Source organism: Fibrisoma limi BUZ 3, from assembly GCF_000296815.2.
In the GTDB taxonomy this organism is placed as follows: Bacteria; Bacteroidota; Bacteroidia; order Cytophagales; family Spirosomataceae; genus Fibrisoma; species Fibrisoma limi.
The window spans coordinates 1,272,501-1,299,499 of the sequence record NZ_CAIT01000006.1; the positions used below are offsets into that span (position 1 = coordinate 1,272,501).

Here is a 26,999-nt window from a genome sequence, read left to right on the forward strand (position 1 = left end):
ATTGCCGGGCCAATTTATTTGGCCAGCAGGCGGCCGGCCCAGCTCCGCATGCCAATCGTAGCGATCAGCAGCATGGTTGCCGAACTGAGCGGCATCAGAATGGCGGCTACTACCGGCGACAGGTTACCCGCTAACGCAAACCACAAACCGACGCCGTTGTAGAGCAGCGAGACACAGAAGCTGAACCGAATCAGACGCATGGCAAACCGGCTGTAGCGCAGAAAGCCGGGCAAGCGGGTAAGCGACGATGCATCCAGAATGGCATCGCTCGACGGCGTAAACTGTATCGTATCCTCCGATACGGCAATGCCCACGTCGGCCTGTTTCAGGGCACCGGCATCGTTGAGCCCGTCGCCAATCATAACCACCCGGCGGCCTTTTGCCTGAAGTTGCTGAATGAAGGCCAGCTTTTCCTGTGGCCGGCATTGAAACACCAGGTGATCGTCCGCGAACCAGTCGGCCAGCTCCACCCGCGCCGTATCGCTATCGCCCGAGAGTAAATACAGATCATGCGTCTGCTTCAGTTCGTTCAGCAGCGTCGCGATGCCCGGCCGGTACTGGTTCGGAAAGCGAAAACAGCCAATCGGGGTTCCGTCGATACTGACGTACACGGCTGCCCCTACCGGGGCCTGCTGGGGTAATCTACCTACCGGGTCAACAAAGGAGCGGGAGCCGAGCCGGATGCGAATACCACAAACGTAGCCTTCAATACCCTTTCCTGGCGTTTCGGTAAACCGTCTGACGGCTCTGTGTCTTGTTTGTCCCAGATACGCTACCAGCCGGCGGCTAAGCGGATGGGCCGATTGCTGCGCGAGCGAAACGAGCAGCGACCGCTCAAACGTATCCAGATCAAACACAAAATCTTCAATTGCCTCCGTACCGGCGGTGGAAGTCAGCGTACCGGTCTTGTCAAAAACGATGGTGTCGCAGGCGGCCATCTGCTCGATCACATCCACATTTTTCAGGTAAAAGCGCAGCTTACCCAGCAGCCGCATGCCGGTTCCCAGAGCGAAGGGGTACGACAACGACAACACACACGGACAGGCAACAATCAGCACGGCGGTACTGGCATTGAGGGCTTTCGACGGATCGACGACGTACCAGAACGTACCAACCAGCGCGGCAAGAATTAGTACCGTGATGGTAAAGTATTTGCCCACGGCATCGGCGAAGGTCTGCATACGACTCGGCGCTCCCTTCCGAAACACGTCGTTGTTCCAGAGCTGGGTTAGGTAGCTTTGCGACACCCCTCGCACAACTTCCAGTTCGATAGCCTCGCCCACCTGCTTACCACCGGCATACAGCAACGTACCGGCTTCTTTGTGTTCCGGGACCGATTCGCCTGTCACGAAGCTGTAATCAATGCTCCCCGTCCCTTTATACAGGATACCATCGGCCGGAATCAGTTCGCCGTGCCGAATCCGAATCCGGTCGCCTTTGCGCAGGTCGGTAACCGGGACGATTTCGTCGTGGCGGGTTGGGGGCGTGGGGTAATGAGCTTGGGGCACGGGGCAGGGGGCAGGGGGCGCGGGGTTGTGGGCTGAGCTAGCGGGGGGAAAGGCAGACGCTTCTCCCACTCCCCCACGCCCCTCACCCCCTGTTCCACGCCCTTCGCCCCAAGCCCCACGCCCCACCACCGTTACGGCCAGCGGAAAATAGGCTTTGTAATCCCGCTCAAAGGACAGGAAATCGTAGGTACGCTGCTGAAACCATTTGCCGCACAACAAAAAGAAAATCAACCCCGTAACGGAGTCGTAGTATCCGGCACCGTTCAGTGCCAGCACCTCGTACGTACTGCGGGTAAACGCTACCAGAATACCCAGCAGAATGGGTACGTCGATGTTGATGACCCCCTTGCGCAGGCTCCGCCATACGGACTCAAAATACCCCGACGCCGAATAGAACACGACCGGCAGGGCCAGCAGCAGGTTGAGCCGCCCGAACCACTGCTTGAAGGTTGAATCGTCGAGCCCCAGGTACTCCGGAAAGCTGAACAGCATAATATTCCCGGCGCAGAACCCCGCCACCCCCAGCCGGTACAGCAGCGACCGGTACGATGGTTTCTGCCCGGCCTGAACGACGTCGTTCAGACTAAGGAGCGGCTCATACCCCAGTGAGGTCAGCAGTTCGGCTACCTGCCGGAGCGTCAACTGGTCGGTCTGATACGTGAGGTGAACCTGCTTCTTTAAAAAATCAACCCGCGTCTGCGTGATGCCGGGCTGGATGCGATAGAGGTGTTCCAGCAGATACAAACAGGACGAGCAGTGGATGGTCGGTACGTAAAACGTGACGCGGGCGATGGTTCCGTTGCTGAACGTCAGTAGTTGAGCGGCAATATCGGGATGGTCCAGCACCGCAAACTGAGCCTGGCGCGGGCTGGTACCCGGCGTCTGATTATAATCGTAATAGTGGCAAAGCTGGTGTTCGTCCAGGATGGCATAGACGGTTCGGCAACCATCGCAGCAGAATACTTTTTCGCCGGCTTGAACCGACTGATCAGGACAGGGTGAGCCGCAGTGGGCACATACGGTGGCGGTGGTTGTAACCATTTATCAGGTTTTGAATGCCTGTGCAAGGTCTGCAATCCTGCCACGCTACGAGATGACAAAGCTCAGCTAAGGCCCTGATTACGCTCAGCTTAGCCGCGTCAGAAAAGCACCACTTTTATACCATGATAACGCCAGAATCGCTCATCCGGAAATACAACGTACCTGGTCCGCGCTACACCAGTTATCCCACCGTACCGCACTGGAAGACGGACGCTTTTGATCAGCACCGGTGGCAGCAGCGCCTGAACACGGCCTTTGCCGACAGCAACTATACCGACGGCATCAGCCTATACATTCACCTGCCCTATTGCGAGAGTCTCTGTACGTTCTGTGGCTGTAACAAGCACATCACCCGAAATCACGCCGTTGAAACCCCGTACATTGACGCGCTGCTGACGGAATGGGAACTGTACTGCGACTGGTTTCCCGAGCGGCCACGTATTGCCGAGTTGCATCTGGGCGGTGGCACACCCAGTTTTTTCTCCCCGCATGAACTACGTCGGCTGCTAACTGGTATCTTCCGGTGGGCAGACCCTACCGAAGCACCCGATTTTGGGTGGGAAGGCCATCCGAACAACACCACCCATGAACACCTGCAAACGCTTTATGAATTCGGTTTCCGGCGGGTCAGCTTCGGGGTGCAGGACTATGACCCCGTTGTGCAGCAGGCTATCCACCGCCATCAGCCCGTCGAAAACGTTGAACAGGTGACGCGCTGGGCCCGCGAGATCGGCTACACATCGATTAGCCATGATCTGGTGTTTGGCTTACCGTTTCAGCGAAAACAGGCGATTGTCCACACGGTACACCAGACCCTGCGGCTTAGGCCCGACCGGATTTCGTTCTACTCCTACGCCCACGTACCCTGGATCAAGGGAAACGGTCAGCGCGGTTTTCGGGATGAGGATCTGCCTACGGCCGACGAAAAACGGGCGCTGTACGAAACCGGCCGGAAGCTGCTCGAAGCGGGCGGCTACACCGAAATCGGTATGGATCACTTCGCTCTGCCGCACGATTCGCTGTATCGGGCGGCTCAGGCCGGCACGCTCCACCGTAATTTTATGGGGTACACCACTGCTAAAAGCAACGTCCTGATTGGCCTGGGCGCTTCGGCTATCAGCGACATTGGAACAGCATTTGGGCAAAATGAAAAAGAACTGGCCCGGTATCTACGGCAAGTCCGGTCGGGCGAATCGCCCCTCCTGCGGGGCCATCTGCTCAGCCACGACGACCGGTTTATCCGCTACCATATCCTGAACATCATGTGTCGTTTCGAAACCACCTGGACGCTGGCCGACTGGTCGGCTAATGACTGGATTGCCCTGACAATCCGGCTGGAAGCATTACGTCAGGATGGACTGGTCGAGTACGATGAAACGGGCCTGCGCGTACTGCCACAGGGTCGCCCGTTCCTGCGTAACATCTGCATGGCGTTCGACCGGTACCTGAACCACCCCGTAGCAGAGACCAGCCGGGTGTTTTCGCAAACGGTGTAAGCTCTGAATACGTATACCGACACCTCTTTCAACAAGACCTATCCCCATGCTAACCCATCTGTCCGACGAAGTAATTAACCACATGCTGACCAACCAGTGGTACGGTCGACTGGGCTGCGCGGTCGGCAACGACGTACTGGTCGTTCCGGTTACGTATCTCTACGATGGCTACTTCATCTACGGTCATACCCGGGAAGGCACGAAAACGAAGCTGATGCGGCAGAACCCGAATGTATGTCTGGAGATTGATGAAGTCGTATCGCCTACCCACTGGCGTAGCGTTGTCGTACACGGCCGGTTCGAAGAGCTGACGGGCGAAGAACGAACGGAGGTCCTGCACCGGCTTGGCGCCCGAACGGCTCCGTTCTTCGCTGACGAAGTGCCCGCCAGGACCGACGGCCAGCGCCATTCGTCGGTACCCACTACCCTACCGCCGACTGTTGTCTACCGAATCCGGATCAGCCGGAAAAGCGGCCGGGCTGAACACCGGCAATCGTTGCTGTCAGATTCGTGACCGCTATAGACGCTGGAGCTTACAGAAACAGCGTAATGAGGAACGTAAAACGCTTGAATCGTTTACGTAACGTTGAGATCTGCACCTGCTTACTGATTGCGCTTACTTTTTTGACTTAGCTGCTCCATTAGGCTGATAGTTAACAGGCAACTCCTGTTTATCGTAGTTAATCACCACTAGTTTTTGCCCATTCGCCTGTTTTTCCTGGAGCAGTACTTCGTTTATGTGATGCTTCATAAAGACAGCTTTAACGGCTTTTCTGTCTCTGGTAGGCTGACCATTGAGCAGATACAAAATCGCTTTAGACGGGCCATCAAATAAAGGCACGCCCCCAGGCCTACCTCCCTTCTCAGTAACTACCGGTACATCGTCAAGTACGGCGTAAGCTGAATAGAAATCATCATTGACATTTTGTAAGACGTAATTAGCCTTTCTCAGTGGGCTACTCAGCGGACCCATTGGCTCAATAGCAGGCCTGCAGGAGAAGCTCCCTATCAGCAACAGAACGGCAAAAAAACATCGTAAGCAGTTGATCTTCATGGTGCGATGGCTTTGACTACAAGGCAACGCCCATGTATGATCAGTAGATATAAGGAAAACGAAAAATTTAGTAGCTGGTGATCCAGTGTGTTTTTACGACAGACAATACGCTTATGCTTCGGCCGCGACCGGCTGCTCCGGCGACGGCAGGGTTACTTTCCCGCTGGGCGATAAGGTAGCTCGTCCGTAGAAAAACCAGATGGCTATTCCCCATAATGTGACCAGAATGCCGGTGTAACTACTCACGACCGGCTGGCCCAGATCGGCGGTGAACACCAGGTCCATACTGCCGTGAAAAAGCGCACAGGCTACTACATTACCCCGTGAGGTATTGAACAGCCAGGTGAAGAGGATGCCTCCCGTAACTAAACTAACTACCCAGCCAATTACCGCACCGAGATCCATGTGAGCATACCCACCCAACGGGTTAAAAAACAGCGGCCAGTGCCAGATCGCCCAGAAAGCCGTAAGGATCAGGTTGGATGTAAAAGCCGAATACCGGACCTGAAGCCGGGGTAGCACGTATCCCCGCCAGCCGACCTCCTCACCAAACCCGAAGAACAGAAGGTTAGCCAGCACGAACGCCCAGGGCGAAAACGATGCAAACTCGCCAGACCCCGGCATGGTCGGCCAATGCGGTACCTGTTGATGGGTCAGGAAAATGCTGCTGATAACGCCGAGCAGCACCACAACCGGCGAGAACGCACCAATGGCCAGCCAACGTACCGCCAGCCAGCCAGTAGCCCGCCCCCAAAACTGCCGGATACCCGGCCTCCCTCGCTGGTACAACGTCATAGCGACGGAGGCCAGAAGCGGCCCCAGGCTTCCCAGCAGATGTACGTAGGGTAGATCATTGCGGGATACACCCAGATCCATATAATATGGCGCCCAGATCAACCAGGAGATGGCGTAGGCCCAGCCGAAATAATGAAGAATAGGAAACCAGAACCGCTGGGAAGTGGAAAAACCTGACTGCATAGGACAGAGGGGACATCCTGCCTCGGCCGGTATAGGGCATCTGGCAGGCGTTGGTAGTTAGGTCAAACATACCCTTCTTTCCGCCCCACGCCGATGAGCAGCGTCAGCCCCAGCCCTGATTACAAACAGAAAGAGCCACCAGTCATTGACCGATGGCTCTGGTAATTCACACCTAACGGATTAATTACCTGTTTGCTCTGGGCCGGGCTGAAATTCAATGGGCCGTTTCGGCTCCTGTTTTTTCACCACACGCGGCTGCACGGCCGGTCCCATAGGCCGCTGCATTTTATAATTCCAGTTTGCAAAATTTGAATTGGGATCCACCGGCACCACTATACCCCCCTGCTGAATGACGCTCACCGGCTGGTTTTTATAATCAGCCGATGCCATACGTTGTGGCCCCTGGGCCGGAACCACCACCGCTGTTCGATTCTCCCATTTTCGGGCTACAGCGGCTTTGTTCGGGTGTTTATAGTTATGCGTTGAATACGTCACATCTCGCTTCAGTTTTTCGTCCTGAGCCATAGCCGTATTAATCGCCACCACGCCTACCAGGGCGGCAGCGATCAGCAACATACGTTTCATAACAAGTTTATGGTTTTGTTGTACTTATTACGAATAAACAAAAAAAATAGCTACTATATTTATAGTTTCTACTATTTTTTCATGTCTACCATGCGAATTACCGATTTTTCATGCGTATATTCTTCTATTTCCGACAAAATGACCCAACGAATATCTTTTGTTTCGGGCGTATGACGAAATGATTCGGCTGTATCGGCGGTCATTTTAAAACGAATATCATAGTGATAGTGGGCCGGCTCATTTTTTCGTTCCGGAATCAAATGAATGTCAACGTCATAGATAGCCGGGCTCGCTAATTGGATCGATGTCAGTCCGGTTTCCTCCTGAGCTTCCCGCAAGGCAACGTTTGCTACGTCCGGGTCACCGTCGGCATGACCACCCGGTTGCAGCCACCGATCCAGTTTGCGATGATGCACGAGCACTACCTGCTGCCCGTCCGGACTGACGATCCAGGCCGACCCTGTTACGTGCCCGATGGCCAGCGAGCGTTCAAAGCAATCGGGATGCTGTTCCACAAAGTCGATCGTATCCCGGACCATGGCTCGCTCGTGATCACCCAATGTCAATGTATATGATTCGCTATCCTGATACTGCCGAAGTAAAGAGAGGAGTAATTGACGGTGCATGGTTGAGATTCTGCGTAAAAAGACGCAATTTCGTGGCGATTTCTAAAAAGGTTTTACCCGATAGACAATTATGCGTAAAATTTCCTTGAGTGTAGCCACGATCTGCCTGGCCGCTCAGTTAGCCACCGCCCAGATTAAGCTGCCTTCTCCGAGCCCCGGCGCTACGATCATGCAATCCGTTGGCGTTACGGACTTCACCGTCAAATATTCACGGCCCAGCCTGAAAGGCCGTACGCCCTTCACCGCCGATTTTGTACCCTACGGCAAAGTATGGCGGACGGGGGCTAACCAGGCTACCGCCTTTACAACCTCGACGGATCTGATGGTGAACGGCCAGATGCTGCCCGCCGGTACGTATGCAATCATGTCGATTCCGGCGCAAAACGACTGGACGCTGATTTTCAACAAAAACATGGCCGTTACGGAGCAGAACTACAAGCAGGAAGAAGATGCACTGCGCGTGAAACTGACACCGTCGGCCAGTTCAGAGAAGATCGAAACGTTCACGATCAACTTCAGCGACCTGACCGACAGCACCGCCAAGCTGAACTTCATGTGGGCAAACGTGAAGGCTTCGGCCGACATTGCCATGAACACCAGCGCCAACGCAGCCGCTAACGTAGACAAGGCCGTTGCCGAGAAACCCGACGACGCGGCCGTGCTACAGGCAGCCGCCAACTACAACCTCTCGAAGGGCCGGAACCTGGACCAAGCACTGAACTGGATCGACAAGTCAATTAGCCAGAAGGAAAACTTCCGGAACCTGTTCATCAAGTCGCAGATTCTGGGTCAGATGGGCAAATACGCCGAAGCGCTGCCACTGGCGCAGAAAGCCCTGTCGCTGGGGCAATCGGCCAACGATCCGATTTTTCCTTTCTTTAAGGATGGTATCGAGAAAACCATCTCGGAATACACCGCCAAAGTACCGGCTATGCCTGCCCTGAAAGGCAAAAAGGGTAAGAAAAACGCGTAACGTTCAGCGCTCTTCTCTTACGCTTGAACCCAACGCCCGGCCACGACGGCTGGGCGTTGGCATTAGTACGCCTTCCAGTCCGAATTACAAGCCAACCTGCGCCGATACCTTCACGGCAAACGTAGTAGCTCCCGGCAATTCGCGGTAGGTGAGCCGGTGCAGGGCTTCGATCCGCAATACGTTAAAGACATTCTCGACGCCATAGCCGACTTCCAGACTCTTTCTGTTTAACCGCATCCAGTACGGCTCGCACCGCCTTACGTTCCCGAAACGGCCTGGCCATGTTACTGATGCTGATAGCCAGTTGGCTTTAGGCCCGGTCTTCGTAGGCATCCGTCCGCCGATAATCGTTCTGCTTTCGCCGGTCATTGACCGGGCGAAGCACGCGATAAGCCGGATTTTCGCCCGCCCGTACGGTCACCTCGCCCAACGTAGCGGTGGCCACAGCAAGACTAATGTCGATCGTCTGCGTCGGTCTGGTCTGATCGATAGCCTGGCTGGCAGACAGGAACCCCATAGCCGAAACAAGCAGCGGTCTGGCAGAAAGAGCAGGCAGAAATTATTCCTGAATAGGCAATGGTCTATGTAGGCCGGGAATGAAGCGTATCTCGTGAAAACACGCCCGTTTTCCGTTTTAGTTTTCGGTCAATGTTTGTGGCAATCTTTTGGTAATTTCAATCAGGAAAAGCAACCACCAACCAGCCAATGCCATGAAAAGGACCCGATTTATCGCAGCTATCTCCACTCTGTTGTCTGCCCCTTCGCTGGCATTTTCCAGCCTACGGAAAGCCTTGCCACCTGGCAAAGGGTTTAAAGTTAACGTGAGTGAAGGCCGTAAGCATGGCCACCTTAAGCTCAAAGGAGTTAATGTCAATATCATCGACGTGAAGATTTCGGGGAGCGATACCGACGGCGGGCTGGCGGTTTTTGAGCAGACTTCCCTTTCGCCGGGACGCGGCACCCCGTTGCATGTTCACCCGGCGCAGGACGAAGTGTTCTACGTACTGGAAGGAATGTACTATTTTCAGGTAGGCGACGAAAAATACACCCTGAAAACCGGAGACAGCATTTTTCTGCCCCGCCAAGTGCCCCATGCCTGGACCCAGGTTGCCGAACGGGGCAAAATGATCGTGATGCTGCAACCCGCCGGCAAACTCGAGGACTTTTTTGTTTCTCTGGCCGGAATGGATCGTGACCCATCCAAAGAAGAACTAGCCAGGCTGTTTGCTGACAACCAGATGCAGGTTGTTGGCCCTCCCCTGAAAATTGATTAGTTCCGTAGGCAGGTACGCCCGGTAAATACCTGAGTGATCAGCAACAAAACAGCGATACTATCAAGGACAGTATCGCTGTAATGCGTAAGCTTTTGTTGATGAAATGGCCGGGCCGCCCACAACCATTCGCGAATAGACTTTATTTTCTCTAGCTGTCTGACTAGTTGGTAAAACTCAACGCTCACCAGGCATTTAGCCGACTAGTTTTACATTCAGCACCTCCTGCGCCAACTGCCAGCGCCCCGATCGCTTGCGCCAGATGCGCAGATACGCCTGCTTTTTGTTCCGATACGTCGCATAGCCATACACAAACCCATAATCGCCTGAGGAGGCTGCTACCGCCCGAACGGGCTCATAATCAACCTGCTGGCTCGACGCATCGGCTAACGTCGTTGCCTCTTTCGCTACATAGGGCGTGAACCCATCCCGCAGCAGCCGGACCGAATCCGTTGCGGGCCACACCTGCCGGTAGGCTTCTGACAAGCTTTTCGTACGGGCGGCTTCTGCAAAGGCTTTTTCAATCCGTAACAACTCCCGGCCCAAAGCGGCCGTATCGGCAATTGCGGTCACTTTTTCGGCAAAACGAGCAGGTGGCTGAACGTCGGGCACTGGAACGTCGGGCTTCCCATGAACAATGCCGAAATCGACCAGTGCTTTCCAGCTACCATCGGCTGTTTTGTGCCAGACCGTCGTGTATTGACCATGCGCCACCGGTTTGTCATCCATTGAATGCGGACGGATTTCGAACGGACCGGTGGTGTACCCCAGCGTTCCTGACTGCGCAATTTCGGCGTAGGCGGGCCGCCAGAGTAATTTGCCCGGCGCCGACTGGAGCCGGGCGTAAGCGGGTCGACCGGGAATGAACCGGTTGGTTTCGTAAATCACCGATTGCTCATCGAGATTTTCCAGAAAGGCATCCCGGATTCCTTTATCAATGGCCCGTTGGGCAAAAGCTCGTTCAGCAGCCACCAGAGCCTGGTAGTCCGACTGAACGGTGAGCGGTTCGTGGGGCAACACGGCTCCAGCCAGACCCGCTACGGCTAACCATACTTTATACATGGATTATCAAACAGATTTTGTATGCTGAGCCGATTACTCCGCTCACCCACAAAAGTCAGATTTTCGGATCGTTGAAGCGGGGGCTTTTCTTTGAACAACGCTGAATCTTATGCGAACGCCCCACCGGGCTGTTTCATACACAGATGAACTCGCTGATTCAGCACTGTAGTTCAGTCCGGCGACATTTGACGAGTTTCCGGAGCGCATTATATCGACATTGGCAATGCATTAGGTTGCATATCAACACTTTAAACGATTTTTAATGTAAAATAAAACTTAATTTAATCTGACCCCTCTACGTTTATCCCATCAATCAGACGCGCAGAGCTTCAACCGACAAAACGCACTGATTTTCAACATATTAAATCTTGATTCATGATGAAACAGCAATACCCCCTTTTATTGGGAAGTTCCGTTAAAACATCTGTTTCGTATGAAAAAACATCCAATTCTGCTCGCCCTGCTTCTGGTAGCAGGGGTGCAGGCTGGCGCATCGGCGCAAGCCACTTCCGATCAAATCGCTACCGGCCATACGGCCAGCCTGAGCACACCGGAAACCCTAGATAATAACGGTGTGTATCTGAGTGCCGATGACTTCATTCACGGTAAGCTCACGGATGCCTTTGCTCAGAATACGTCCGGCGAACACCTCTGGACCGATGTTCCCACCAGCGCCGTTCGCGTTGTGACACCGCTGGTTACCGAAAAGTTTCCGGCATCGAAAACCTGGGGATTCCGCAAACAAGGCACAGACTACCGAATTGTCGACGGGCTAACTTTTGAAATCGTAAACCGGGACGACATCCTGATGTACCGCATTGTTAATCCTGACCCGAATCGGTTCACATACAATGCATTGTACTATTTCAGCCGCTACGCCGATTCAGATCTGTTTCCGATCAATAAACGAAACCTGGAAATGGTGTACAGCGACCATCCGGCTTTTGTTCATGCGCTGAAGACAACGAACCAGTTGCTGTATAAAAACGACAACGAATCGATTGGGGGTGGACTGGCTCTATACCTACTACGTCAGGGCGATCTCTCGGCTCACGCGACTATTGCTGCTCCTTCTGTCCCTTCCATCAATTAACGAATCCCGACGATGAAAGCACGTAAATCAGCAGCCGCAACGCTGTTACTAGGTCTTTGGCTCACGGGCTGTATGTCAGGAGGTGCGCCTAACGATACCGTCAAACGAGCCTTTACCACCAAATTTGGGCAGGTCGCTTCTGTCAGTTGGTCGCATAACAGCGACTACTCTTACGCTCACTTCACCCAGGGTGGCAAACCCGTAGTGGCCGTATTTGGCAATGATGGTCTGTTCATTGCCACCGAACCGGCTAAGCCAATCCAGTAGCCGTAGGGCTCAATTGACAGGTTCAAAAGCACATACGTTTCTCAGATTAATTCTTTTCTAATTAACTCGGCTATGAAAACAGTAAAATGGGTACTGATGCTGGTGGGTCTGGCATCAGGGACCGCGTGGGCACAAAGCTCAATTGAAAATGAAACCATCGCCATTCTCCAGGCCAAAAAAGGAGAAACGCCCCAACAGGTAATGACATCGATCAGCCACAGTATTCCATCTCCGGTGGTAAGGCAGGTTGCGTCTTTACCGGTTGCCCTGCGCGGAAAACAGTGGGCGGTTATTGAACAAAATCGCCCCAGCGACAACGCTGTTATGGATTTCTACGAGGTAGCAGCCTCCGGTAAGGACATGAACTACCAGGCTTACTACGACAAGGCGGGGAATCTGCTCAGCTACCGCCAGGTCATTCTTCACGCTCCGCTCCCCGATGAGCTGGCCCAGGTGCTACGTGCCCGGTTTCCGGGCTGGACGGTCGTTGACGACCGGGAGCTGGTCAGATTCAACAAGTCCTATTCGGCTGTATACCGGGTCGAGCTTGCCAACGGCAAAGCACGCAGGCACGTAGAGCTGGACGAAAACGGAACGATACGGCGCCCCGCTAACAACCACAGCATATAGGCGAACGACGGGCTCAGGCGTTTTCCAATAACAGCTCAACCTGAGCCCTTTCACCAGGTTATTAACTCACCTTCAAACGTATGAAAACACGATTCAACCTGGCGCTGCTCATCGGGATAATGAGCCTGTGCCACCTGACCTCCTGGGCTCAGGTTTCTACCGACTACGATAAGTCCATTAACTTCAACCAGTACAAAACCTTTGCCTGGTCCACCCCCGACATCCAGGTTGGCAGCAATCCGGTTTACAAAAGCGGACTGATCACCCGGAACATTGAGACCAGCCTGAGCGACGAACTGACGAAACGCGGATTAACCATGAATCCCGAGAATCCAGATCTGCTGGTGGGCTTCCATACCTACACGGAAAAGAAAAGCGATTCGTACAATACCTACAGTCCGGTACCGATGTATTACCCGTTTGGGTTCCGGGCAGGCTGGCGATACTACCCGTATGGCTTTGGCAACTGGCCCTATGCCTGGAATAATAACATCCGCACGGTTCAGTATACTGAAGGTACGTTAATCGTCGACGTAGCAGACGCCCATACCAGACAGCTCATCTGGCGGGGAGTTATTGCAGGCAACGTATCAGACCCGGCCCGTCTGGAGAAGGACGTAGCCAAAGGCATTCATAAGGTTATGAAAGACTACCCCGTTCGACCACAAAACGGGTAATGCCCATAGAACCGGGCGGCTTATCTGCATTGCCGCCCGGTTCTATCATACAGGCAGGATATGTGATGGCGGCCTGCCAGAAAGCTACCGGCTTTTCCCGTAAAAGGCCTTCAGATTGTCGCGGTAATTGCGCGTCCATTTGAGCACTTCGCCCGATTGCAGCCGGACTACGTAGTCGCCGTTGTAGTGCGTTTCCACTTCTTTAATGTAATTGACGTTGATGATATACGACCGGTGTATCCGCACGAAATCGAGAGGATCGAGCTGCGTTTCAAGGTTTGTCAGACTGTCGTAGATCGTGTAGCGGTTGCGGCTGGTATGCAGCGTAATGTAGTTGCCCTCGGCATCGAAGTACCGAATCTCGCCCGTATCGACAAAGAACATCCGCCCGTTCTCCTTGACCAGCATCCGGCGTAGGTAGGCGGCTGAATCAGCCGGCACTGCCACCGTATTCAACTGGCCAAGCAAGGCATCAACCGAGGGTTGGCTTTGCCGACGAAGCCACTCCTTGGCGCGTTCCAGAGCCTGATAGAAGCGTAGGTCATTGAACGGCTTCAGCAGGTAGTCAACTGCATTCACCTCGAAGGCTTTCAGGGCATACTGATCGTAGGCCGTAGTGAACACCACCACAGGTTTGTGATAAGCCCAGATTTCGCGCAGTACGTCAAAGCCGTCCAGTTCGGGCATCTGAATATCCAGAAAGATCAGATCAGGGCGTTGTTGCAGAATCATTCGGACGGCTTCGGTGCCGTTGGCGGCTTCGCCGGTGACCACAACAGACGGTTCGGCCTGCAGGTATACCTGCAAGACCTCACGGGCCGATAGTTCGTCGTCAATTAACAGGGTTCGATACGGTGTCATACGATTGAAGAAAGGGCTTCTGAACAGTTAATGGCAACATGATCGTTACCGTTGTTGTGCCGGTATGGGGCTGGTCAAAACGCAACTGACCGGCATCGCCGTAGGCCTGTTGCAGACGCGACAGCGTATTGGAAAGCCCCAATCCGCCACCCTTGCGGGTTGATGAACGGACAATTCCCCAGCCATTGTCAAAGACCGAAATGAACAGTTGCCCATCCTGTTCCCGGGCCGTAATGCGAATCAGGGCATCCGTAGTCAGGTCGGCAATCCCGTGTGTGATGGCATTTTCGACCAGTGGTTGCAGAATCAGCGAGGGAACCAGACAAGGCTCTACGGCTGGCTCAATAGCGTATTCAATGACCAGCCGATCCCGAAACCGGATCTGCTGAATCGCCAGATACTGCTGGGTTAGTTGCAGTTCCTGCTTAAAAGACAGGAAGTTTTCGTGTTGATGCGCCAGCACCCCGCGCAGTAGATCACTGAGTGCCGTTACCATATCGATGGCCAGCCGCGGTTGGTTACGTACCATCAGGCTCACGATGGTATGCAGCGTATTGAACAGAAAGTGAGGGTTCAACTGCATTTTCAGGGCCTGGAGCTGCGCATTACTCAACTGCGATTTAAGCTGCTCGTTAGCCAGTTCGGTCTGGAGGTGCCGCTGGCTGAGCACCTGAAACCGATAAATGTAAGCGATGATACTGTATCCAGCTACCAGCAGGAGATACTGAGCAAACGAATTAGAGAAGTTGAAAAAGAACGCGACCAACATACTCCGGATCGTAATGGCTTGCCCACTTTCGTACAGATACGCCGGATTGGTCAGTACGTACACCAGCGCAAACTGAATAAAGCTGAGGACTGACAGGGCAAAAAAATGAACGGCCACGGGCTTAAGCAAGCCCCCCAATCGGTGCAGGTTATGAAATGAATAACGCTGGGCGAGCCAGATAATGAGCGGAGTAGCGCCCCACCAGTACAGCAGTTGGAGCAGCCACACCAGCGATTCGACGTAGTACATCCGGCTGTTGGGCGTAATCCACCACACCATCGTGGACTGCCAGTAACTAATGATGCCGAAGAAGCCCCAGTACACAGCTGCATACTGCCAGAACTGGCGACGAGTCAGCGGAATACCGGACTGATGGAGCAACCGATCAACAAAACGCATAGGTAAACTACCGAATGGGGGCAAACATAGCACGTTGCCTCACGGATGTCAGCCAAAACTATGTGGGTTTGCTGAATTACCGTGTCAACGCACGAACCAGCCCTTTGAACGGTTCCAGCAGTTGTAAAAGCGGAGTTTTGGAAGGGTATTATAGAGTCCGGTTCGGGTTTTCGTTGACGAAGGCCGACCAGGCCCCTTTTTTACTCTTCTTGCTTGACACGAGCGGAATGGCATTCTCGTGAAAATGGTGGCACACCGCAATCGCCAGCGCATCGGTGGCGTCGAAAAATGCGGGGTTCAAGTCAGCCTTCAGCAGATGGCCCACCATGTGCGACACCTGGTCTTTGGACGCATTGCCGTTGCCCGTAACGGACTGCTTCACCCGCCGGGGTGCATATTCAACAATCGGGATGTTCCGCGAGAGCGCAGCCGCCATCACCACGCCCTGCGCCCGGCCCAGCTTCAGCATCGCCTGTACGTTCTTCCCGAAAAAGGGATCTTCAATGGCCATCTCGTCGGGTTTATACTCGTCGATGAGCCGCAGAATGGTATCGTGCAGTTTCTGGAGCTTTAGCTGGTAGGTGCTATATTTGCTCAGTTGAACCACGCCGTACTGCATCATCCGCATGACGCCCGCCTGCACGGCAATGATGCCATACCCGGCCACCTGCGTGCCAGGGTCCACGCCCAGAATGATTTTCTCGGCTACGGCAACGGGATTTTGCATGGATGCAGTCATACTAGGGCGTTGGGGCTTTTTGCAAAGTAACGAGTTCCGCCACGTTTTGCAGCTACTGTTGTCACAAAAAATCGTCTTTTGGATTAAAATAGCCGTTTTTGCGGGTATTCTCATCTACATTGGCTACGTATTGCGCCGGCAACCCTTCGATCTATCGACCGTTCGAAACCAGTGGCATCAGGTCAGCCAACCGGGCTGGTGGGTCGCCGGGCTGCTGCTCCTTACCCCCGTCAACTGGGGATTTGAAGCCCTGAAGTGGCAGATTCTGGTCCGGCGTGTGGAGCCGATCAGTTTCCGGGGTGCATACCAGGGCGTGCTGGCCGGATTGTCGCTGGGGTTTGTGCTACCGGCGCAGTTAGGCGATACGGCCGGGCGGGTGCTATCCCTGCGAACGGGCAAGCGGGGGGCCGCCATTGGGGCATCGCTGGTATCGGGCGGGATGCAGTTCTACGTAGCGCTTGTCTGTGGCACCCTGGCCTGGGGTTATCACCTGCAAACCGTACCCGAACGTGACACGCCGGCTGGCCGCTGGCTCCTCCTGCTGTTTTCCAGTCTGTCGCTGAGCGGTGTTCTTTTTGGCCTGACGTACCGGCGACTGATTCGCTGGTCGGTACAGTGGCCACGGCTCAACCGATGGTCGACGTACTGGTCGGTGATTGGTCAATACAGCAACCGCGACATCGGTCTGGCCCTGGCTGCGGCTACCCTCCGCTACCTGGTTTTTTCACTCCAGTTCTACGTGGCCATGCGGCTGCTGGGGGTGGTACTTCCGGCGGCTACGGCAGCGGCCGGAATCGGCCTGGTCTTTCTGGCTAAAACCATCACCCCGGCTTTTAACCTGCTCAGCGACCTCGGCGTACGGGAAGCCGCTTCACTCTGGGTCTTTGCACCCACGGGTACGCCGACATCCCTCCTGCTGACCATCACGCTGACGCTCTGGCTGGCCAACGTATTGCTCCCGGTTCTGGCCGGTCTGCTGTATGTATGGCGGCTGAAACTTGCATCCTCATGACTATACTACTGCTGACCATCAGCCTGCTATACGCTTCATTTACGTTACTACTCTGGCTTACGTGGTGGCGGATACCCTACGTACGACCAGCGATACCCGCAGGTACCGGCCCGCGCATAACTGTCATCATTCCCGTTCGCAACGAAGCTGAAAACCTGCCGCTGCTCCTCGACGACCTGGAACGGCAAACGTACCGCAACTTCGACGTGATCGTTGCCGACGATTCATCGACGGACGACACCCTCGCCATCGCCCGCGAACGGGCCCGGCAGGCATCGTTCGTGCTGCATCCTCTACCCCTCTCCAACGAACGAACGGCCTCACCCAAGAAGCGGGCCATCACGCAAAGCATCGCCAACGCTGACGGCGAACTAATCGTTACGACCGATGGCGACTGCCGAGTTGGACCACGCTGGCTGGAAACGCTGGCGGCATTTTATCAGGAAACCGGCGCTACGATGTTGATTGGCCCCGTAACGTTTGCAACGGATTCGTCCGTTTTTGCGTCCTTACAAATAGTCGAGTTTGCGAGTCTGATTGGTTCGGGAGCTTGTACGCTGGCGCTCGGTCGGCCAACGATGTGTAATGGGGCAAACCTTTGTTACCAGAAACGCGTTTTCGAACAAGTTGGCGGTTTTTCGGGGGTCGATCATCTGGCATCGGGCGACGATGAGTTTCTGATGCACAAGGTTGCCGAGCGATTTCCGGGGAGTATTCGGTTCGTTAAAAACCGGGACGCCATCGTGACGACAGAAGCTCATCAATCGTTGCGGGCTTTCTACCAGCAACGCAAACGCTGGGCGAGTAAATGGCGGGCCTATACAAGCTGGCTTCCGACTTTACTGGCCATCTTTATTTTCATGGCAAACGCGGCTCCCGTAGTGGCCCTGGGCGGTTGGCTGGTCGGCGAATTCAGTTCGCAAACCCTGCTTTTCGTCCTGCTGAGTAAGGTTGTTCCAGAATTTTTGTTTTTACGGTCGGTTCTTGTTTTTTTACAAAAAAATTCATCAGTCAAACTAATACCCCTGACGCAGCTTATCTATCCGTTCTACGTTATTCTGTTCGGACTAGCCGCCCAGGGCAAAGGGTACCGGTGGAAAGGCCGGGACCTTACGTAACCAGGTCTTCCAGTTTTCGGTATTCGGCATATGGTTTAGGGCTGCCCTGGAGAAGCCCGGACAACCGTAACCAGTAAACCGCAGACTATAGACCGTAAACGGAAAATACCTTGTCTTTTTTTCTGCATAAAGCCAATTTCCTGCTCCGTACGGTGTATCCGGAGTTCTGGTGGAAGGTCGATGATGACACTGAGCCAACGATCTACCTGACGTTTGATGACGGCCCAATCCCCGACGTAACGGAGTTTGTGCTGGAACAGCTCGACAAATACGCGGCTCAGGCCACATTTTTCTGCATCGGCGATAACGTCCGCAAACACCACGACGTCTTTTACTACGTTATCGAAGCGGGGCACATGATCGGCAATCATACCTTCAACCACCTGAATGGCTGGAAAACCGAGGATGAGCTGTATCTCGAAAATATCCAACTGTGTCAGGAACAGATCGGCTTCGACACCGGGTTGTTTCGCCCACCCTACGGACGCATCAAGAAAAGCCAGGCGGCTGCGCTGCTCGATACGCACGCGGTGGTGATGTGGGACGTACTGACCGGCGATTTTGACCAGACGTTGTCGCCCGAGGTGTGTCTGCGAAAAACCCTGCAATACACCGAACCGGGCTCCATTGTCGTGTTTCATGATAGTCTGAAAGCCTGGCCGACCATGCGGTACGTACTGCCCCGGACGCTGGCCTATTTTGCCGAGCGGGGTTACTCGTTCCGGGCCGTCCCCCAGCCTGTTTATGCAGGATTCTGAACAACCTGTCGTCAGTATTCTTATTGCCGCCCGCAACGAGGAAGCTACACTTACGGCTTCGTTGCGGGCTGTTTCATGTCAGGATGCCACGTCGGCCCCGTATGAGGTGCTGATCGGCAATGACCAGTCGACCGACCGGACGGGCGAGGTAGCCGCTACGTTCGTCGATAACCATCTGCCGTTTCGGCTTTTTACCATCGCCCCCTCAACAGCGGGCCTGATGGGTAAAGCCAACGTACTGGCGCAACTGGCCCATCACGCCCGCGGCCGGTATCTGTTCTTTACAGATGCCGACACCCAGGTACCCGCTGGGTGGACAACGGCCATGCTGTCGTCACTGGCAGAGCCCGGTTTGGGGGTCGTTACGGGTGTTACGCTGCCACGGGGCCATCGGTCGTTTCATCACCTCCAGACCATCGACTGGCTGTACAACCTGACCCTGACCCATCTGGTCAGTAGTCTGGGAATTCCGGTAACGGCTATGGGCAACAACATGGCCGTATTACGGGCAGCTTACTCGGCCGTGGGCGGCTATGAAGCCCTGCCATTCTCGGTAACAGAGGACTATACGTTATTCAGGGCTATCGTGAAGCAGGGCTACGGGTTCCGGAACCGGCTGGATGCCGAGGTGCTGGCTTATACGCAACCCGTCGATACGCTTAGCGAATGGCTACAGCAGCGCAAACGCTGGATGCGCGGGGCGTCGGCACTTCCGTTCTGGATGGTGGTTTCGTTGTACGTCCAATACCTCGCCGGACCGCTGCTGCTTCTGCTGGCTCTGGTTGCGCCTGCGCTGGCGTTTGGCCTTTACCTGCTACGGTTTGGCGCACAGACAGCCACAATTTTTTACGGATTATACCTCCTGTATCAAACGAACCCGCCCGCCCGACGGTTATGGCCGTATGCGGTACTGTTTGAGTTGTATCAACTCATAATCGGGCCGCTGTCGGTTGCGTATTACTGGCTCCCGACCCGAATTAACTGGAAAGACAGAGGATATAAATAGACGGTAGATGCTAACATCCACAGTCCTCCATCCAAATTCCGACAACATGCTATTAATTGACACCCACGCCCACATCTACGACGAGCAGTTTGATCAGGACCGCGACGCGATGCTCGAACGTGCCGAGGCCGCACAGATCAGTCAGATCTGGATGCCGAACTGCGCTCAGGAGACCGTAGCGGGCATGATGGCCCTGGCCGAACGCTATCCCGAGCGCTGCCTGCCGATGATGGGCCTGCACCCTACGTATGTAAATAATACGTTCGAGGTTGAACTGGCGGCCGTTGAAGACCAGTTGAACCGTAATGCTTTCATGGCCGTCGGCGAAATTGGCCTGGATTTCTACTGGGACATGACCTTTGTAGACCAGCAGTTCGAGGCTTTTCGGACGCAGTTACGCTGGGCCGCCGAACAGCAGTTGCCCGTTTCGATGCATACGCGATCCGGCAACGATCGGAGCCACGGTGGCCGTAATGCCTTCGCCGAAGCCGCCGACGTGATCGAACACCTGGCGTTGCCGGGACTAACGGGCGTTTTTCACTGCTTTGTCGGTACGCTCGACGAAGCCCGACGGGCGATTGATCTAGGCTTCAAGCTCGGCATTGGTGGCGTCGCTACGTTTAAGAACGGCGGTCTGGACAAGGTACTGCCCCATATCAGTCTCGACGATATCGTACTGGAGACCGATAGTCCGTATCTGGCTCCCGTACCGTACCGGGGCAAGCGTAACGAACCCGCCTACATCCGGATTATCGCCCAGCGCGTGGCCGACCTGATGCAAATCAACATTGAGGACGTAGCGCGGCACACCACCGCCAATGCGCAGGCGCTGCTTCCGGCCCTGTACGCCAATTTGTTGCCGGAGTAGAGGAGTTTGGGGCGAAAAAGCACACAAACTATTTTTAAGACCTATTACCCCAATGTTGGGGTAGTAAACAATCTGTGTAATCTGCGTACTCTGTGGCCAACAAAGCTCTACTTTTGCGGCTCACTTCACGACGATGCCCTACAAAACCGTTCGAATAAACCCTGCGTTACCCAATAAACCGCGCGTGTCAGTGCTCGTTATTTATACCGGCGGCACCCTCGGCATGGTCTACAATCAGAAGTCTGGTCAACTTGTCCCGTTCGATTTTGAACAGGTGCTGGACCGCGTACCGGAGATCCACCGGCTCGATTTTGAGATTACGCTCATTACCCTGGGCGAAATTCTCGATTCGTCGAACATGAAGCCCACCGTCTGGATCGAACTGACCCGCATTATCGAAAAAAACTACGATCAGTACGACAGTTTCGTTATTCTGCACGGCACCGACACGATGGCCTACACGGCGTCGGCGTTGAGTTTCATGCTCGGCGGGCTGAACAAGCCCGTTATTCTGACGGGAGCGCAGTTGCCTATCGGCGTGGCCCGCACCGATGCCCGCGAAAACTTCATTACGGCGCTCGAAATTGCGGCTGCTCAGCAGGATGGTCGGCCGATTGTGCCGGAGGTCTGCATTTATTTCAACTCCATGCTACTGCGGGGCAACCGGGCTACTAAACAGGAAAGTGTACAGTTCAACGCGTTCCATTCCGAGAATTACCCGCACCTGGCCACGGCGGGCGTCAGCATTGACTACAATTACCCGTTTATCCGGCCGTTCCAGGTCGGCCAGCCTCTCACGGTGCGCACGTCGATCGATCCAAACGTCACAATCCTTAAACTGTTTCCCGGCATAACCCAGCAGGTGGTCGAATCCATCCTGGGTATTCCCAATCTGCGGGGTGTGGTGCTGGAAACGTTCGGTGCTGGCAACGCCCCTACTGATAGTTGGTTTCTGGATGCGTTGAAAGCCGCCATCGACCGGGGCGTCATGATTTTCAACGTATCGCAGTGCGAAGGTGGCCGCGTTACGCAGGGCCGTTACCAGACCAGTAAACTGCTTGATCAGATCGGGGTCGTGAGTGGTGCGGACATTACCACCGAAGCCGCCATTACGAAGCTGATGATTTTGCTGGGTCGCGAATCCGACGCCCGGCGAATCAGTACGTTGCTGGCAACTTCCCTGAGTGGCGAGATGAGCGAATAACAGCACGTCTACGGACTCCGGTTGCTTTATTGCGCCAAAACCTGCATTTTTGTGACCCGATTATACAGAGAGGTGTCCGAGTGGTTGAAGGAGCACGCCTGGAAAGTGTGTATGCGCCTAAAGCGTATCGAGGGTTCGAATCCCTTCCTCTCTGCGAAAGCCAAACGTGTATACGTCTGAACTTCAGAGGCATCACCAAGATTGAACCCCTTTGTGCCGCTGACGTACTGTTTTTCAAAAGCCTTGTCAACCTTGTTCTGACGAGGCTTTTTTGTTAGCTTTCATTTTCATTGACGAACGCTTACACTAAACGTGAACCTTCCTGCCGATCATATTCGCCTGCTTTTTGGCCTTAAACTGCGCCAACTCCGTCTCGACAAAGGGGTCTCCCTCAGCGAACTGGCCCAGCAGTCGGGCTTGTCCGTGTCGTACCTAAACGAGATCGAGAAGGGACGCAAGTACCCAAAAGCCGACAAAATCTCGGCGCTGGCCAACGCCATCGAGGTCGATTACGACACGCTGGTATCATTGAAACTCAACAAGAAACTCGAGCCGATTTCGGACCTGCTGCGCTCGAAGTTCCTGACCGAAGTACCGCTCGAACTCTTCGGCATTGACCCATCGGATCTGCTCGAACTGCTGGCCGAAGCCCCGGCCAAGGTCAGCGCCATGATCCGGACGTTCATGGATATTGCGCTGAGCTACAACATGAGCGTCGAGCGGCTGTACCTGGCTATGCTCCGGTCGTACCAGGAGATGCACGATAATTATTTTCCCGACATCGAAGCCGAAGCCGACCGCTTTCTGGCCGAATTTACGACCCAGCAGCAACCCGTTACTGAAGCCCTGCTGACGAACCTGCTCAAAACCCGCTACGACATCCGGCTGGCCTATTTTGACCCGCTCACCCAACCCGATCTGGACTTGCTACGGTCGATCTTTCGCCCGGAAAGCCGGACCCTCTACCTAAACGCTGGCCTTTCAGCGCAGCAACGGCTCTTTACCCTGGCGCGGGAAGTAGGCTTCCAGTACCTGGCTCTGAAGAGTCGGCCAATGACGTACTCGTGGGTGGAAGCCGAATCGTTTGAGCAGATTCTGAACAACTACAAGGCCTCTTATTTTGCCAGTGCCATTCTGATTCAGCGGGATGCCCTGATAGCCCGGCTCAACGAGCTATTCGGACAGGAGACGTGGAGCAGCGACGCTTTTTTACAGCTTATCACCGACTTCGGAGCTACACCCGAGCAGTTTTTCTATCGACTCAGCAACCTGTTACCCAGCCACTTCGGCATCGATCAGTTGTTTTTTTACCGCTTCAACAACGTAGCGGGCCAGAGTCGGTTCGACCTGACCAAAGAGATGCATCTGTCGCGTCAGCAGGGTCCCCGGGGTATGGTTGATGAGCATTTCTGCCGGCGCTGGGTCGCTCTGACCAGCCTGCAGGAGCTGACGTTCCTGCAAAATCAGAAGCAGTTTGAGGGGGCACTGTGCCGGGTGCAACTATCCCAGTACGCTGATTCGGGGCAGACGTATCTGATTATTTCGGTGGCGCATCCGTTCCAGCCGCAGAATCAGCCCACCGTGGCCCGCCAGAACATGAGCGTGTCTATGTGTTTTGCTGTGAATGACACGTTGAAACGTAAACTTCGTTTTCTGCAAACTCCCAGCGAGGCCATTCCATTCCGGGTCGTTAATGAAGCCTGCGAACGCTGCGGCATTTTCGACTGCCGCGAGCGCGTGGCCGCTCCCCGGGTGCTGCAAAAGAAACGACAGTATCAGGACATGAAGAAAGCCGTTGAAAAGCTACGGTAGCCTTTATTTACTCAACCCTCAAACCGACTCATGAACCGCATCGACCGCTTAACCGCCATCCTGATTCACCTGCAAACCAAACGGGTTGTCCGGGCGCAGGAACTGGCCGATCGCTTTAATATAAGCCTGCGGACCGTCTACCGCGACGTCAGGGCGCTGGAAGAAGCGGGTGTACCTATCGGTGCCGAAGCCGGTGTTGGCTATTTTCTGGAAGGTTATCACCTGCCGCCGGTTATGTTCACAAAGGCCGAAGTCAGCGCGTTGCTGTTCGGCGCTAAGCTGATTCAGAAGTGGACGGATCAGTCGGTGCGGGCGGAATTTGAGTCGGCGTTATACAAAATCAAGTCGGTGCTGAAGCGGGTGGACCAGGAACACATTGCCGATCTGGAACCGCACCTCGACGTATCCGGCCCGTTAACCCAATTACCCTACGCTACTGAGTTGCTAACCCAACTCCAACAGGCCGTGGTTGATCAGTACGTTTTGCTGATCGATTATCATTCCAACTACAACGATGTTGTTTCGCAGCGGCAGGTGGAGCCCCTCGGCCTGTATCACTACGGCTCGGGCTGGCATCTGATCGCTTTCTGCAGAAGCCGCCACGATTACCGCGATTTTCGGGTGGATCGCATCCGGCAGCTAACGAATACCAGCCAGCGATTCACGCGGCAGGAACGGCTATCGCTGCAGGAATACCTCGACCGCATTGCCACCACCCAGCCGAAGCCCAAAGAAGCGACGGTGCTGTTCCGCAAGAAAGCCGCCCGGTTCATTCAGGAACACCGCTACAACTTCGGATTCTACGCCGAAGAAGACCTGGGCGATACGGTTCGGATGCATTTTCGGACGCCGTATTTGCAGGGACTCAGCCGCTGGCTGATTTCCTACGGTGATTCCGTAACGGTCGAAAGTCCCGAATCGCTCCAAACGATGATGCAGGAACTAGCCGCCGAACTGCGCGATCATTACCTGGGCGAACCAGCCTGGCACCTAGCCGACGACCGATCTGCTACTTAAACGCCGGAATGCCGGTAATATCCTGCCCCAGAATCAGCAGATGGATGTCGTGCGTACCTTCGTACGTAACCACCGATTCGAGGTTCATCAGATGGCGCATAATGGGGTAATCGCCGGTAATGCCCATGCCCCCGAGTACCTGACGGGCTTCGCGGGCGACCCGCAAAGCTACCTCTACGTTGTTTCGTTTGGCCATTGAGATTTGCGCCGAAGTAGCTTTGTCTTCGTTTTTGAGCGTTCCGAGCCGCCAGCACAGTAGCTGAGCGAGCGTAATATCGGTCAGCATTTCGGCCAGTTTCTTCTGCACCAGTTGGTAAGAGGCAATCGGCTTATCGAACTGAATCCGCTCCAGCGCGTAGCGACGCGCCGTTTCGTAACAGTCCATGGCCGCTCCGAGCGCCCCCCAGGCGATGCCGTAACGAGCCTGATCAAGGCAAGATAAAGCGCTCTTCAACCCAAATGCTTCGGGCAGCAGGTTTTCCTTCGGCACTTTTACGTCCTGGAAAATCAACTCACCGGTGGCGCTGGCCCGCAACGACCACTTCTGTTCAATTTTGGCGGTGCTGAAGCCTTCCATGCCCCGCTCCACAATCAGGCCCCGGATTTTTCCCTGTTCATTTTTGGCCCACACGATAGCAATATCGGCGATGGGCGCGTGAGTGATCCACATCTTCGAGCCGTTGAGCAAAAAGTAATCACTACGCTCGATAAACCCCGTTTCCATACCCCCGGGATTGGAGCCGTGGTTAGCTTCGGTCAGGCCGAAGCAGCCAATCAGCTCGCCTTTGGCCAGTTGAGGCAAAAACCGGCGTTTCTGCTCCTCCGAACCGTACCAGAAAATAGGATACATCACCAGCGAACTTTGCACCGATACGGTCGAGCGCATCCCCGAATCGCCCCGCTCGATCTCCTGCATCATCAGGCCGTAGGAAATATAATCCAGATTTCCTCCACCATACTCAACAGGTAAGGTTGGCCCAAACGCCCCGATCTGCCCGAATTTGGGCACCAGTTGCGCCGGAAACTCTGCCCGCTGAGCATACTCCTCGATAATGGGCGAAATTTCGCGTTTGACAAAAGTGCGCATCGACGACCGTACCAGTTTGTGTTCGGCAGTGAGCAGGTCATCCACTTGATAAAAATCCGGCGATTCAAACGAATCAGGGCCGTTTCCCCGGCTTTTGGTGCGTTGTGGCTGGCTTGTAGCTTGCATACGGATTCAACTCAAAAGAATGGCGGCTTGTTGCCTAATCGGCGTTTTTTGCAGTCGACCGGGCGGCAACGCCTATAAAAGAGTAGGCCCCACAAGCTCTACTTGACTACGACCAATGTAGAGCATTTGCTCCAGCCAGGTTCAGGTTACGCGTTTTTCGGAACCGGTCAGCAACAAAATTTACAGCGGAAAAGCCCTTTTACGACTTAAATAAAACACTAAGTCTATATAGTCAGTTACATTTCTGCATTTTACACTTTATGCAAAAAACAACGCTATGAAAACCAGCACAATCACACTCGGGGCATTGCTCGCCCTATCCGTCACCGGCGTTTCGTTTGCCCAGCAAAACAGTGCCATGCGTTCCGGCGGCACTACGTCCATCGGTAAGTACAGCCTGTCTGAATTTGACCAAAAAAACCAGCAGGGCGCTCAGGCGGTTGCGGCCGTTAACGCCACCAATGCTCCGCTTTCGCAGGCCGACCAGGACTTGATGAAGCAGGTTGCTATGGGCGGAATGATGCAGCTTCAGGTTAGCCAGCTTGCGGTTGATAAAGCCAGCAGCGAAGACGTTCGGAAGCTGGCGCAGGCCGAAGTGGATGAACAAACGGGGTTATCGGCCAAACTGAAAGAGATTGCCTCGGCCAAAGGCGTTTCGCTGCCTACGACGCCCGATGCCGAAGCGCAGGCTATGCTGACGAAAATGCAGGGACTGTCGGGGGCGGAGTTTGACCGTCAGTACGTTCAACAAAGCGGGGTGAACGGCCACGAGAAACTCGACCAGGTGATGTCGAAAGTGGAATCGAGCGCTAAGGATCAGAGCTTGAAAAATCTGGCCAAAGCGGCTCATCCCCTGGTTAAAACGCACTTACAGGTGTCGCGTGACGAGCTTAGCCAGCTATCGGGCAGCGGCAACTCACGTTAACTGTCGTATCCTGCGTAAGTCAATCAGTGCAAAAAGC

At 54.6% G+C, this 26,999-nt stretch carries 29 protein-coding genes and 1 tRNA gene; 18 read left to right on the forward strand and 12 right to left on the reverse strand.

Translation table 11 applies throughout. The annotated features are described in order from the left end of the window. Positions 1-14: 14 nt before the first annotated feature. Positions 15-2,549 (reverse strand): heavy metal translocating P-type ATPase, encoded by a 2,535-nt coding sequence (locus BN8_RS32475; protein ID WP_009282400.1) that lies wholly within the window; start codon positions 2,547-2,549, stop codon positions 15-17. Between the two features lie 122 nt (positions 2,550-2,671). On the opposite strand from BN8_RS32475, the gene hemN reads away from it, so the two are divergent. Beyond that, positions 2,672-4,045 (forward strand): oxygen-independent coproporphyrinogen III oxidase, encoded by a 1,374-nt coding sequence (gene hemN, locus BN8_RS13275; RefSeq protein WP_009282401.1) that lies wholly within the window; start codon positions 2,672-2,674, stop codon positions 4,043-4,045. A 46-nt stretch (positions 4,046-4,091) separates the two neighbouring features. Then, entirely contained in the window at positions 4,092-4,559 is a 468-nt protein-coding gene (locus tag BN8_RS13280) for a pyridoxamine 5'-phosphate oxidase family protein (protein WP_009282402.1), read from the forward strand. A 102-nt stretch (positions 4,560-4,661) separates the two neighbouring features. On the opposite strand, the gene BN8_RS13285 is transcribed toward BN8_RS13280, so the two are convergent. The 4 genes from BN8_RS13285 to BN8_RS13300 form a co-directional block, all read right to left on the reverse strand. After that, entirely contained in the window at positions 4,662-5,099 is a 438-nt protein-coding gene (locus BN8_RS13285; RefSeq protein ID WP_040005791.1) for a hypothetical protein, read from the reverse strand. Positions 5,100-5,210: 111 nt separating this feature from the next. Beyond that, complete coding sequence (locus BN8_RS13290) at positions 5,211-6,077, reverse strand: CPBP family intramembrane glutamic endopeptidase (protein ID WP_009282403.1); 867 nt, start codon at positions 6,075-6,077, stop codon at positions 5,211-5,213. A gap of 180 nt (positions 6,078-6,257) precedes the next feature. Beyond that, the gene (locus BN8_RS13295; RefSeq protein ID WP_009282404.1) at positions 6,258-6,662 is read right to left on the reverse strand and encodes a hypothetical protein; all 405 of its coding nucleotides are present in this window, start codon (positions 6,660-6,662) and stop codon (positions 6,258-6,260) included. A 71-nt stretch (positions 6,663-6,733) separates the two neighbouring features. After that, positions 6,734-7,288, reverse strand: coding sequence for an NUDIX hydrolase (locus BN8_RS13300; RefSeq protein WP_009282405.1), 555 nt, complete (start codon positions 7,286-7,288; stop codon positions 6,734-6,736). A 70-nt stretch (positions 7,289-7,358) separates the two neighbouring features. On the opposite strand from BN8_RS13300, the gene BN8_RS13305 reads away from it, so the two are divergent. Further along, complete coding sequence (locus tag BN8_RS13305) at positions 7,359-8,261, forward strand: DUF2911 domain-containing protein (RefSeq protein WP_009282406.1); 903 nt, start codon at positions 7,359-7,361, stop codon at positions 8,259-8,261. A gap of 84 nt (positions 8,262-8,345) precedes the next feature. Here BN8_RS13305 and BN8_RS33290 read toward each other — a convergent pair whose 3' ends face one another. Then, a complete protein-coding gene (locus BN8_RS33290) occupies positions 8,346-8,498 on the reverse strand; it encodes a hypothetical protein (protein ID WP_192579048.1) in 153 nt (50 codons plus the stop codon). 73 nt (positions 8,499-8,571) lie between these two features. Next, positions 8,572-8,778, reverse strand: coding sequence for a hypothetical protein (locus BN8_RS13310; protein WP_009282408.1), 207 nt, complete (start codon positions 8,776-8,778; stop codon positions 8,572-8,574). A 193-nt stretch (positions 8,779-8,971) separates the two neighbouring features. Here BN8_RS13310 and BN8_RS13315 point away from each other — a divergent pair, with 193 nt between their 5' ends. Beyond that, the gene (locus BN8_RS13315) at positions 8,972-9,535 is read left to right on the forward strand and encodes a cupin domain-containing protein (protein WP_009282409.1); all 564 of its coding nucleotides are present in this window, start codon (positions 8,972-8,974) and stop codon (positions 9,533-9,535) included. A 192-nt stretch (positions 9,536-9,727) separates the two neighbouring features. Here the strand turns inward: BN8_RS13315 and BN8_RS13320 are convergent, their stop codons facing one another. After that, positions 9,728-10,594: a YybH family protein gene (locus BN8_RS13320; protein WP_009282410.1), complete on the reverse strand. Its 867-nt coding sequence runs from the start codon at positions 10,592-10,594 to the stop codon at positions 9,728-9,730. A 433-nt stretch (positions 10,595-11,027) separates the two neighbouring features. On the opposite strand from BN8_RS13320, the gene BN8_RS13325 reads away from it, so the two are divergent. The 4 genes from BN8_RS13325 (at position 11,028) to BN8_RS13340 (ending at position 13,261) form a co-directional block, all read left to right on the forward strand. Further along, positions 11,028-11,687 (forward strand): hypothetical protein, encoded by a 660-nt coding sequence (locus tag BN8_RS13325; RefSeq protein ID WP_009282411.1) that lies wholly within the window; start codon positions 11,028-11,030, stop codon positions 11,685-11,687. Positions 11,688-11,699: 12 nt separating this feature from the next. Next, positions 11,700-11,954: a hypothetical protein gene (locus BN8_RS13330; RefSeq protein ID WP_009282412.1), complete on the forward strand. Its 255-nt coding sequence runs from the start codon at positions 11,700-11,702 to the stop codon at positions 11,952-11,954. Between the two features lie 72 nt (positions 11,955-12,026). Continuing rightward, on the forward strand, positions 12,027-12,584 hold the full coding sequence (locus tag BN8_RS13335; RefSeq protein ID WP_040005792.1) for a hypothetical protein: 558 nt from the start codon (positions 12,027-12,029) through the stop codon (positions 12,582-12,584). An 80-nt stretch (positions 12,585-12,664) separates the two neighbouring features. Further along, on the forward strand, positions 12,665-13,261 hold the full coding sequence (locus BN8_RS13340; RefSeq protein ID WP_009282414.1) for a DUF4136 domain-containing protein: 597 nt from the start codon (positions 12,665-12,667) through the stop codon (positions 13,259-13,261). 84 nt (positions 13,262-13,345) lie between these two features. Here the strand turns inward: BN8_RS13340 and BN8_RS13345 are convergent, their stop codons facing one another. The 3 genes from BN8_RS13345 to ruvC form a co-directional block, all read right to left on the reverse strand. After that, the gene (locus BN8_RS13345) at positions 13,346-14,122 is read right to left on the reverse strand and encodes a LytR/AlgR family response regulator transcription factor (protein ID WP_009282415.1); all 777 of its coding nucleotides are present in this window, start codon (positions 14,120-14,122) and stop codon (positions 13,346-13,348) included. Next, positions 14,094-15,290: a sensor histidine kinase gene (locus BN8_RS13350; RefSeq protein WP_009282416.1), complete on the reverse strand. Its 1,197-nt coding sequence runs from the start codon at positions 15,288-15,290 to the stop codon at positions 14,094-14,096. Before BN8_RS13350 ends, BN8_RS13345 begins: the two co-directional genes overlap by 29 nt. A 148-nt stretch (positions 15,291-15,438) precedes the next feature. Continuing rightward, positions 15,439-16,017 carry a crossover junction endodeoxyribonuclease RuvC gene (gene ruvC / locus BN8_RS13355; protein ID WP_040005793.1) on the reverse strand — a complete coding sequence of 193 codons (579 nt, stop codon included), beginning with the start codon at positions 16,015-16,017 and terminating at the stop codon, positions 15,439-15,441. A gap of 58 nt (positions 16,018-16,075) precedes the next feature. Between ruvC and BN8_RS13360 the strand changes: the two genes are divergently transcribed. The 9 genes from BN8_RS13360 (at position 16,076) to BN8_RS13400 (ending at position 24,824) form a co-directional block, all read left to right on the forward strand. Further along, positions 16,076-17,041, forward strand: a complete 966-nt coding sequence (locus tag BN8_RS13360; protein WP_083882497.1) for a lysylphosphatidylglycerol synthase domain-containing protein — start codon at positions 16,076-16,078, stop codon at positions 17,039-17,041. Continuing rightward, positions 17,038-18,159, forward strand: a complete 1,122-nt coding sequence (locus BN8_RS13365) for a glycosyltransferase family 2 protein (RefSeq protein WP_040005794.1) — start codon at positions 17,038-17,040, stop codon at positions 18,157-18,159. Before BN8_RS13360 ends, BN8_RS13365 begins: the two co-directional genes overlap by 4 nt. A gap of 110 nt (positions 18,160-18,269) precedes the next feature. Then, entirely contained in the window at positions 18,270-18,917 is a 648-nt protein-coding gene (locus tag BN8_RS13370) for a polysaccharide deacetylase family protein (protein WP_009282419.1), read from the forward strand. After that, positions 18,904-19,923, forward strand: coding sequence for a glycosyltransferase (locus BN8_RS13375; protein WP_009282420.1), 1,020 nt, complete (start codon positions 18,904-18,906; stop codon positions 19,921-19,923). The genes BN8_RS13370 and BN8_RS13375 overlap by 14 nt, the downstream gene beginning before the upstream one ends. A gap of 46 nt (positions 19,924-19,969) precedes the next feature. Next, positions 19,970-20,791, forward strand: coding sequence for a TatD family hydrolase (locus BN8_RS13380; RefSeq protein WP_040005795.1), 822 nt, complete (start codon positions 19,970-19,972; stop codon positions 20,789-20,791). A gap of 133 nt (positions 20,792-20,924) precedes the next feature. After that, positions 20,925-21,995, forward strand: coding sequence for an asparaginase (locus BN8_RS13385; RefSeq protein WP_009282422.1), 1,071 nt, complete (start codon positions 20,925-20,927; stop codon positions 21,993-21,995). A gap of 66 nt (positions 21,996-22,061) precedes the next feature. Next, a tRNA-Ser gene (locus BN8_RS13390) sits at positions 22,062-22,149 on the forward strand. 158 nt (positions 22,150-22,307) lie between these two features. Beyond that, on the forward strand, positions 22,308-23,807 hold the full coding sequence (locus tag BN8_RS13395) for a helix-turn-helix domain-containing protein (protein WP_009282423.1): 1,500 nt from the start codon (positions 22,308-22,310) through the stop codon (positions 23,805-23,807). Positions 23,808-23,837: 30 nt separating this feature from the next. Further along, on the forward strand, positions 23,838-24,824 hold the full coding sequence (locus BN8_RS13400; protein ID WP_009282424.1) for a helix-turn-helix transcriptional regulator: 987 nt from the start codon (positions 23,838-23,840) through the stop codon (positions 24,822-24,824). Here BN8_RS13400 and BN8_RS13405 read toward each other — a convergent pair. Next, positions 24,817-26,037 carry an acyl-CoA dehydrogenase family protein gene (locus BN8_RS13405; RefSeq protein ID WP_009282425.1) on the reverse strand — a complete coding sequence of 407 codons (1,221 nt, stop codon included), beginning with the start codon at positions 26,035-26,037 and terminating at the stop codon, positions 24,817-24,819. The two genes, BN8_RS13400 and BN8_RS13405, sit on opposite strands and share 8 nt — an antisense overlap. Before the next feature lie 277 nt (positions 26,038-26,314). On the opposite strand from BN8_RS13405, the gene BN8_RS13410 reads away from it, so the two are divergent. Continuing rightward, entirely contained in the window at positions 26,315-26,962 is a 648-nt protein-coding gene (locus tag BN8_RS13410; RefSeq protein ID WP_009282427.1) for a DUF4142 domain-containing protein, read from the forward strand. The last annotated feature ends 37 nt before the right edge of the window (positions 26,963-26,999 follow it).

Bases quoted from the DNA above. Each gene is read 5' to 3' on its own strand.
- BN8_RS32475 (WP_009282400.1), bottom strand. From the start codon at position 2,549: ATGGTTACAACCACCGCCACCGTATGTGCCCACTGCGGCTCACCCTGT.
- hemN (WP_009282401.1), top strand. From the start codon at position 2,672: ATGATAACGCCAGAATCGCTCATCCGGAAATACAACGTACCTGGTCCG.
- BN8_RS13280 (WP_009282402.1), top strand. From the start codon at position 4,092: ATGCTAACCCATCTGTCCGACGAAGTAATTAACCACATGCTGACCAAC.
- BN8_RS13285 (WP_040005791.1), bottom strand. From the start codon at position 5,099: ATGAAGATCAACTGCTTACGATGTTTTTTTGCCGTTCTGTTGCTGATA.
- BN8_RS13290 (WP_009282403.1), bottom strand. From the start codon at position 6,077: ATGCAGTCAGGTTTTTCCACTTCCCAGCGGTTCTGGTTTCCTATTCTT.
- BN8_RS13295 (WP_009282404.1), bottom strand. From the start codon at position 6,662: ATGAAACGTATGTTGCTGATCGCTGCCGCCCTGGTAGGCGTGGTGGCG.
- BN8_RS13300 (WP_009282405.1), bottom strand. From the start codon at position 7,288: ATGCACCGTCAATTACTCCTCTCTTTACTTCGGCAGTATCAGGATAGC.
- BN8_RS13305 (WP_009282406.1), top strand. From the start codon at position 7,359: ATGCGTAAAATTTCCTTGAGTGTAGCCACGATCTGCCTGGCCGCTCAG.
- BN8_RS33290 (WP_192579048.1), bottom strand. From the start codon at position 8,498: ATGCGGTTAAACAGAAAGAGTCTGGAAGTCGGCTATGGCGTCGAGAAT.
- BN8_RS13310 (WP_009282408.1), bottom strand. From the start codon at position 8,778: ATGGGGTTCCTGTCTGCCAGCCAGGCTATCGATCAGACCAGACCGACG.
- BN8_RS13315 (WP_009282409.1), top strand. From the start codon at position 8,972: ATGAAAAGGACCCGATTTATCGCAGCTATCTCCACTCTGTTGTCTGCC.
- BN8_RS13320 (WP_009282410.1), bottom strand. From the start codon at position 10,594: ATGTATAAAGTATGGTTAGCCGTAGCGGGTCTGGCTGGAGCCGTGTTG.
- BN8_RS13325 (WP_009282411.1), top strand. From the start codon at position 11,028: ATGAAAAAACATCCAATTCTGCTCGCCCTGCTTCTGGTAGCAGGGGTG.
- BN8_RS13330 (WP_009282412.1), top strand. From the start codon at position 11,700: ATGAAAGCACGTAAATCAGCAGCCGCAACGCTGTTACTAGGTCTTTGG.
- BN8_RS13335 (WP_040005792.1), top strand. From the start codon at position 12,027: ATGAAAACAGTAAAATGGGTACTGATGCTGGTGGGTCTGGCATCAGGG.
- BN8_RS13340 (WP_009282414.1), top strand. From the start codon at position 12,665: ATGAAAACACGATTCAACCTGGCGCTGCTCATCGGGATAATGAGCCTG.
- BN8_RS13345 (WP_009282415.1), bottom strand. From the start codon at position 14,122: ATGACACCGTATCGAACCCTGTTAATTGACGACGAACTATCGGCCCGT.
- BN8_RS13350 (WP_009282416.1), bottom strand. From the start codon at position 15,290: ATGCGTTTTGTTGATCGGTTGCTCCATCAGTCCGGTATTCCGCTGACT.
- ruvC (WP_040005793.1), bottom strand. From the start codon at position 16,017: ATGCAAAATCCCGTTGCCGTAGCCGAGAAAATCATTCTGGGCGTGGAC.
- BN8_RS13365 (WP_040005794.1), top strand. From the start codon at position 17,038: ATGACTATACTACTGCTGACCATCAGCCTGCTATACGCTTCATTTACG.
- BN8_RS13375 (WP_009282420.1), top strand. From the start codon at position 18,904: ATGCAGGATTCTGAACAACCTGTCGTCAGTATTCTTATTGCCGCCCGC.
- BN8_RS13380 (WP_040005795.1), top strand. From the start codon at position 19,970: ATGCTATTAATTGACACCCACGCCCACATCTACGACGAGCAGTTTGAT.
- BN8_RS13385 (WP_009282422.1), top strand. From the start codon at position 20,925: ATGCCCTACAAAACCGTTCGAATAAACCCTGCGTTACCCAATAAACCG.
- BN8_RS13400 (WP_009282424.1), top strand. From the start codon at position 23,838: ATGAACCGCATCGACCGCTTAACCGCCATCCTGATTCACCTGCAAACC.
- BN8_RS13405 (WP_009282425.1), bottom strand. From the start codon at position 26,037: ATGCAAGCTACAAGCCAGCCACAACGCACCAAAAGCCGGGGAAACGGC.
- BN8_RS13410 (WP_009282427.1), top strand. From the start codon at position 26,315: ATGAAAACCAGCACAATCACACTCGGGGCATTGCTCGCCCTATCCGTC.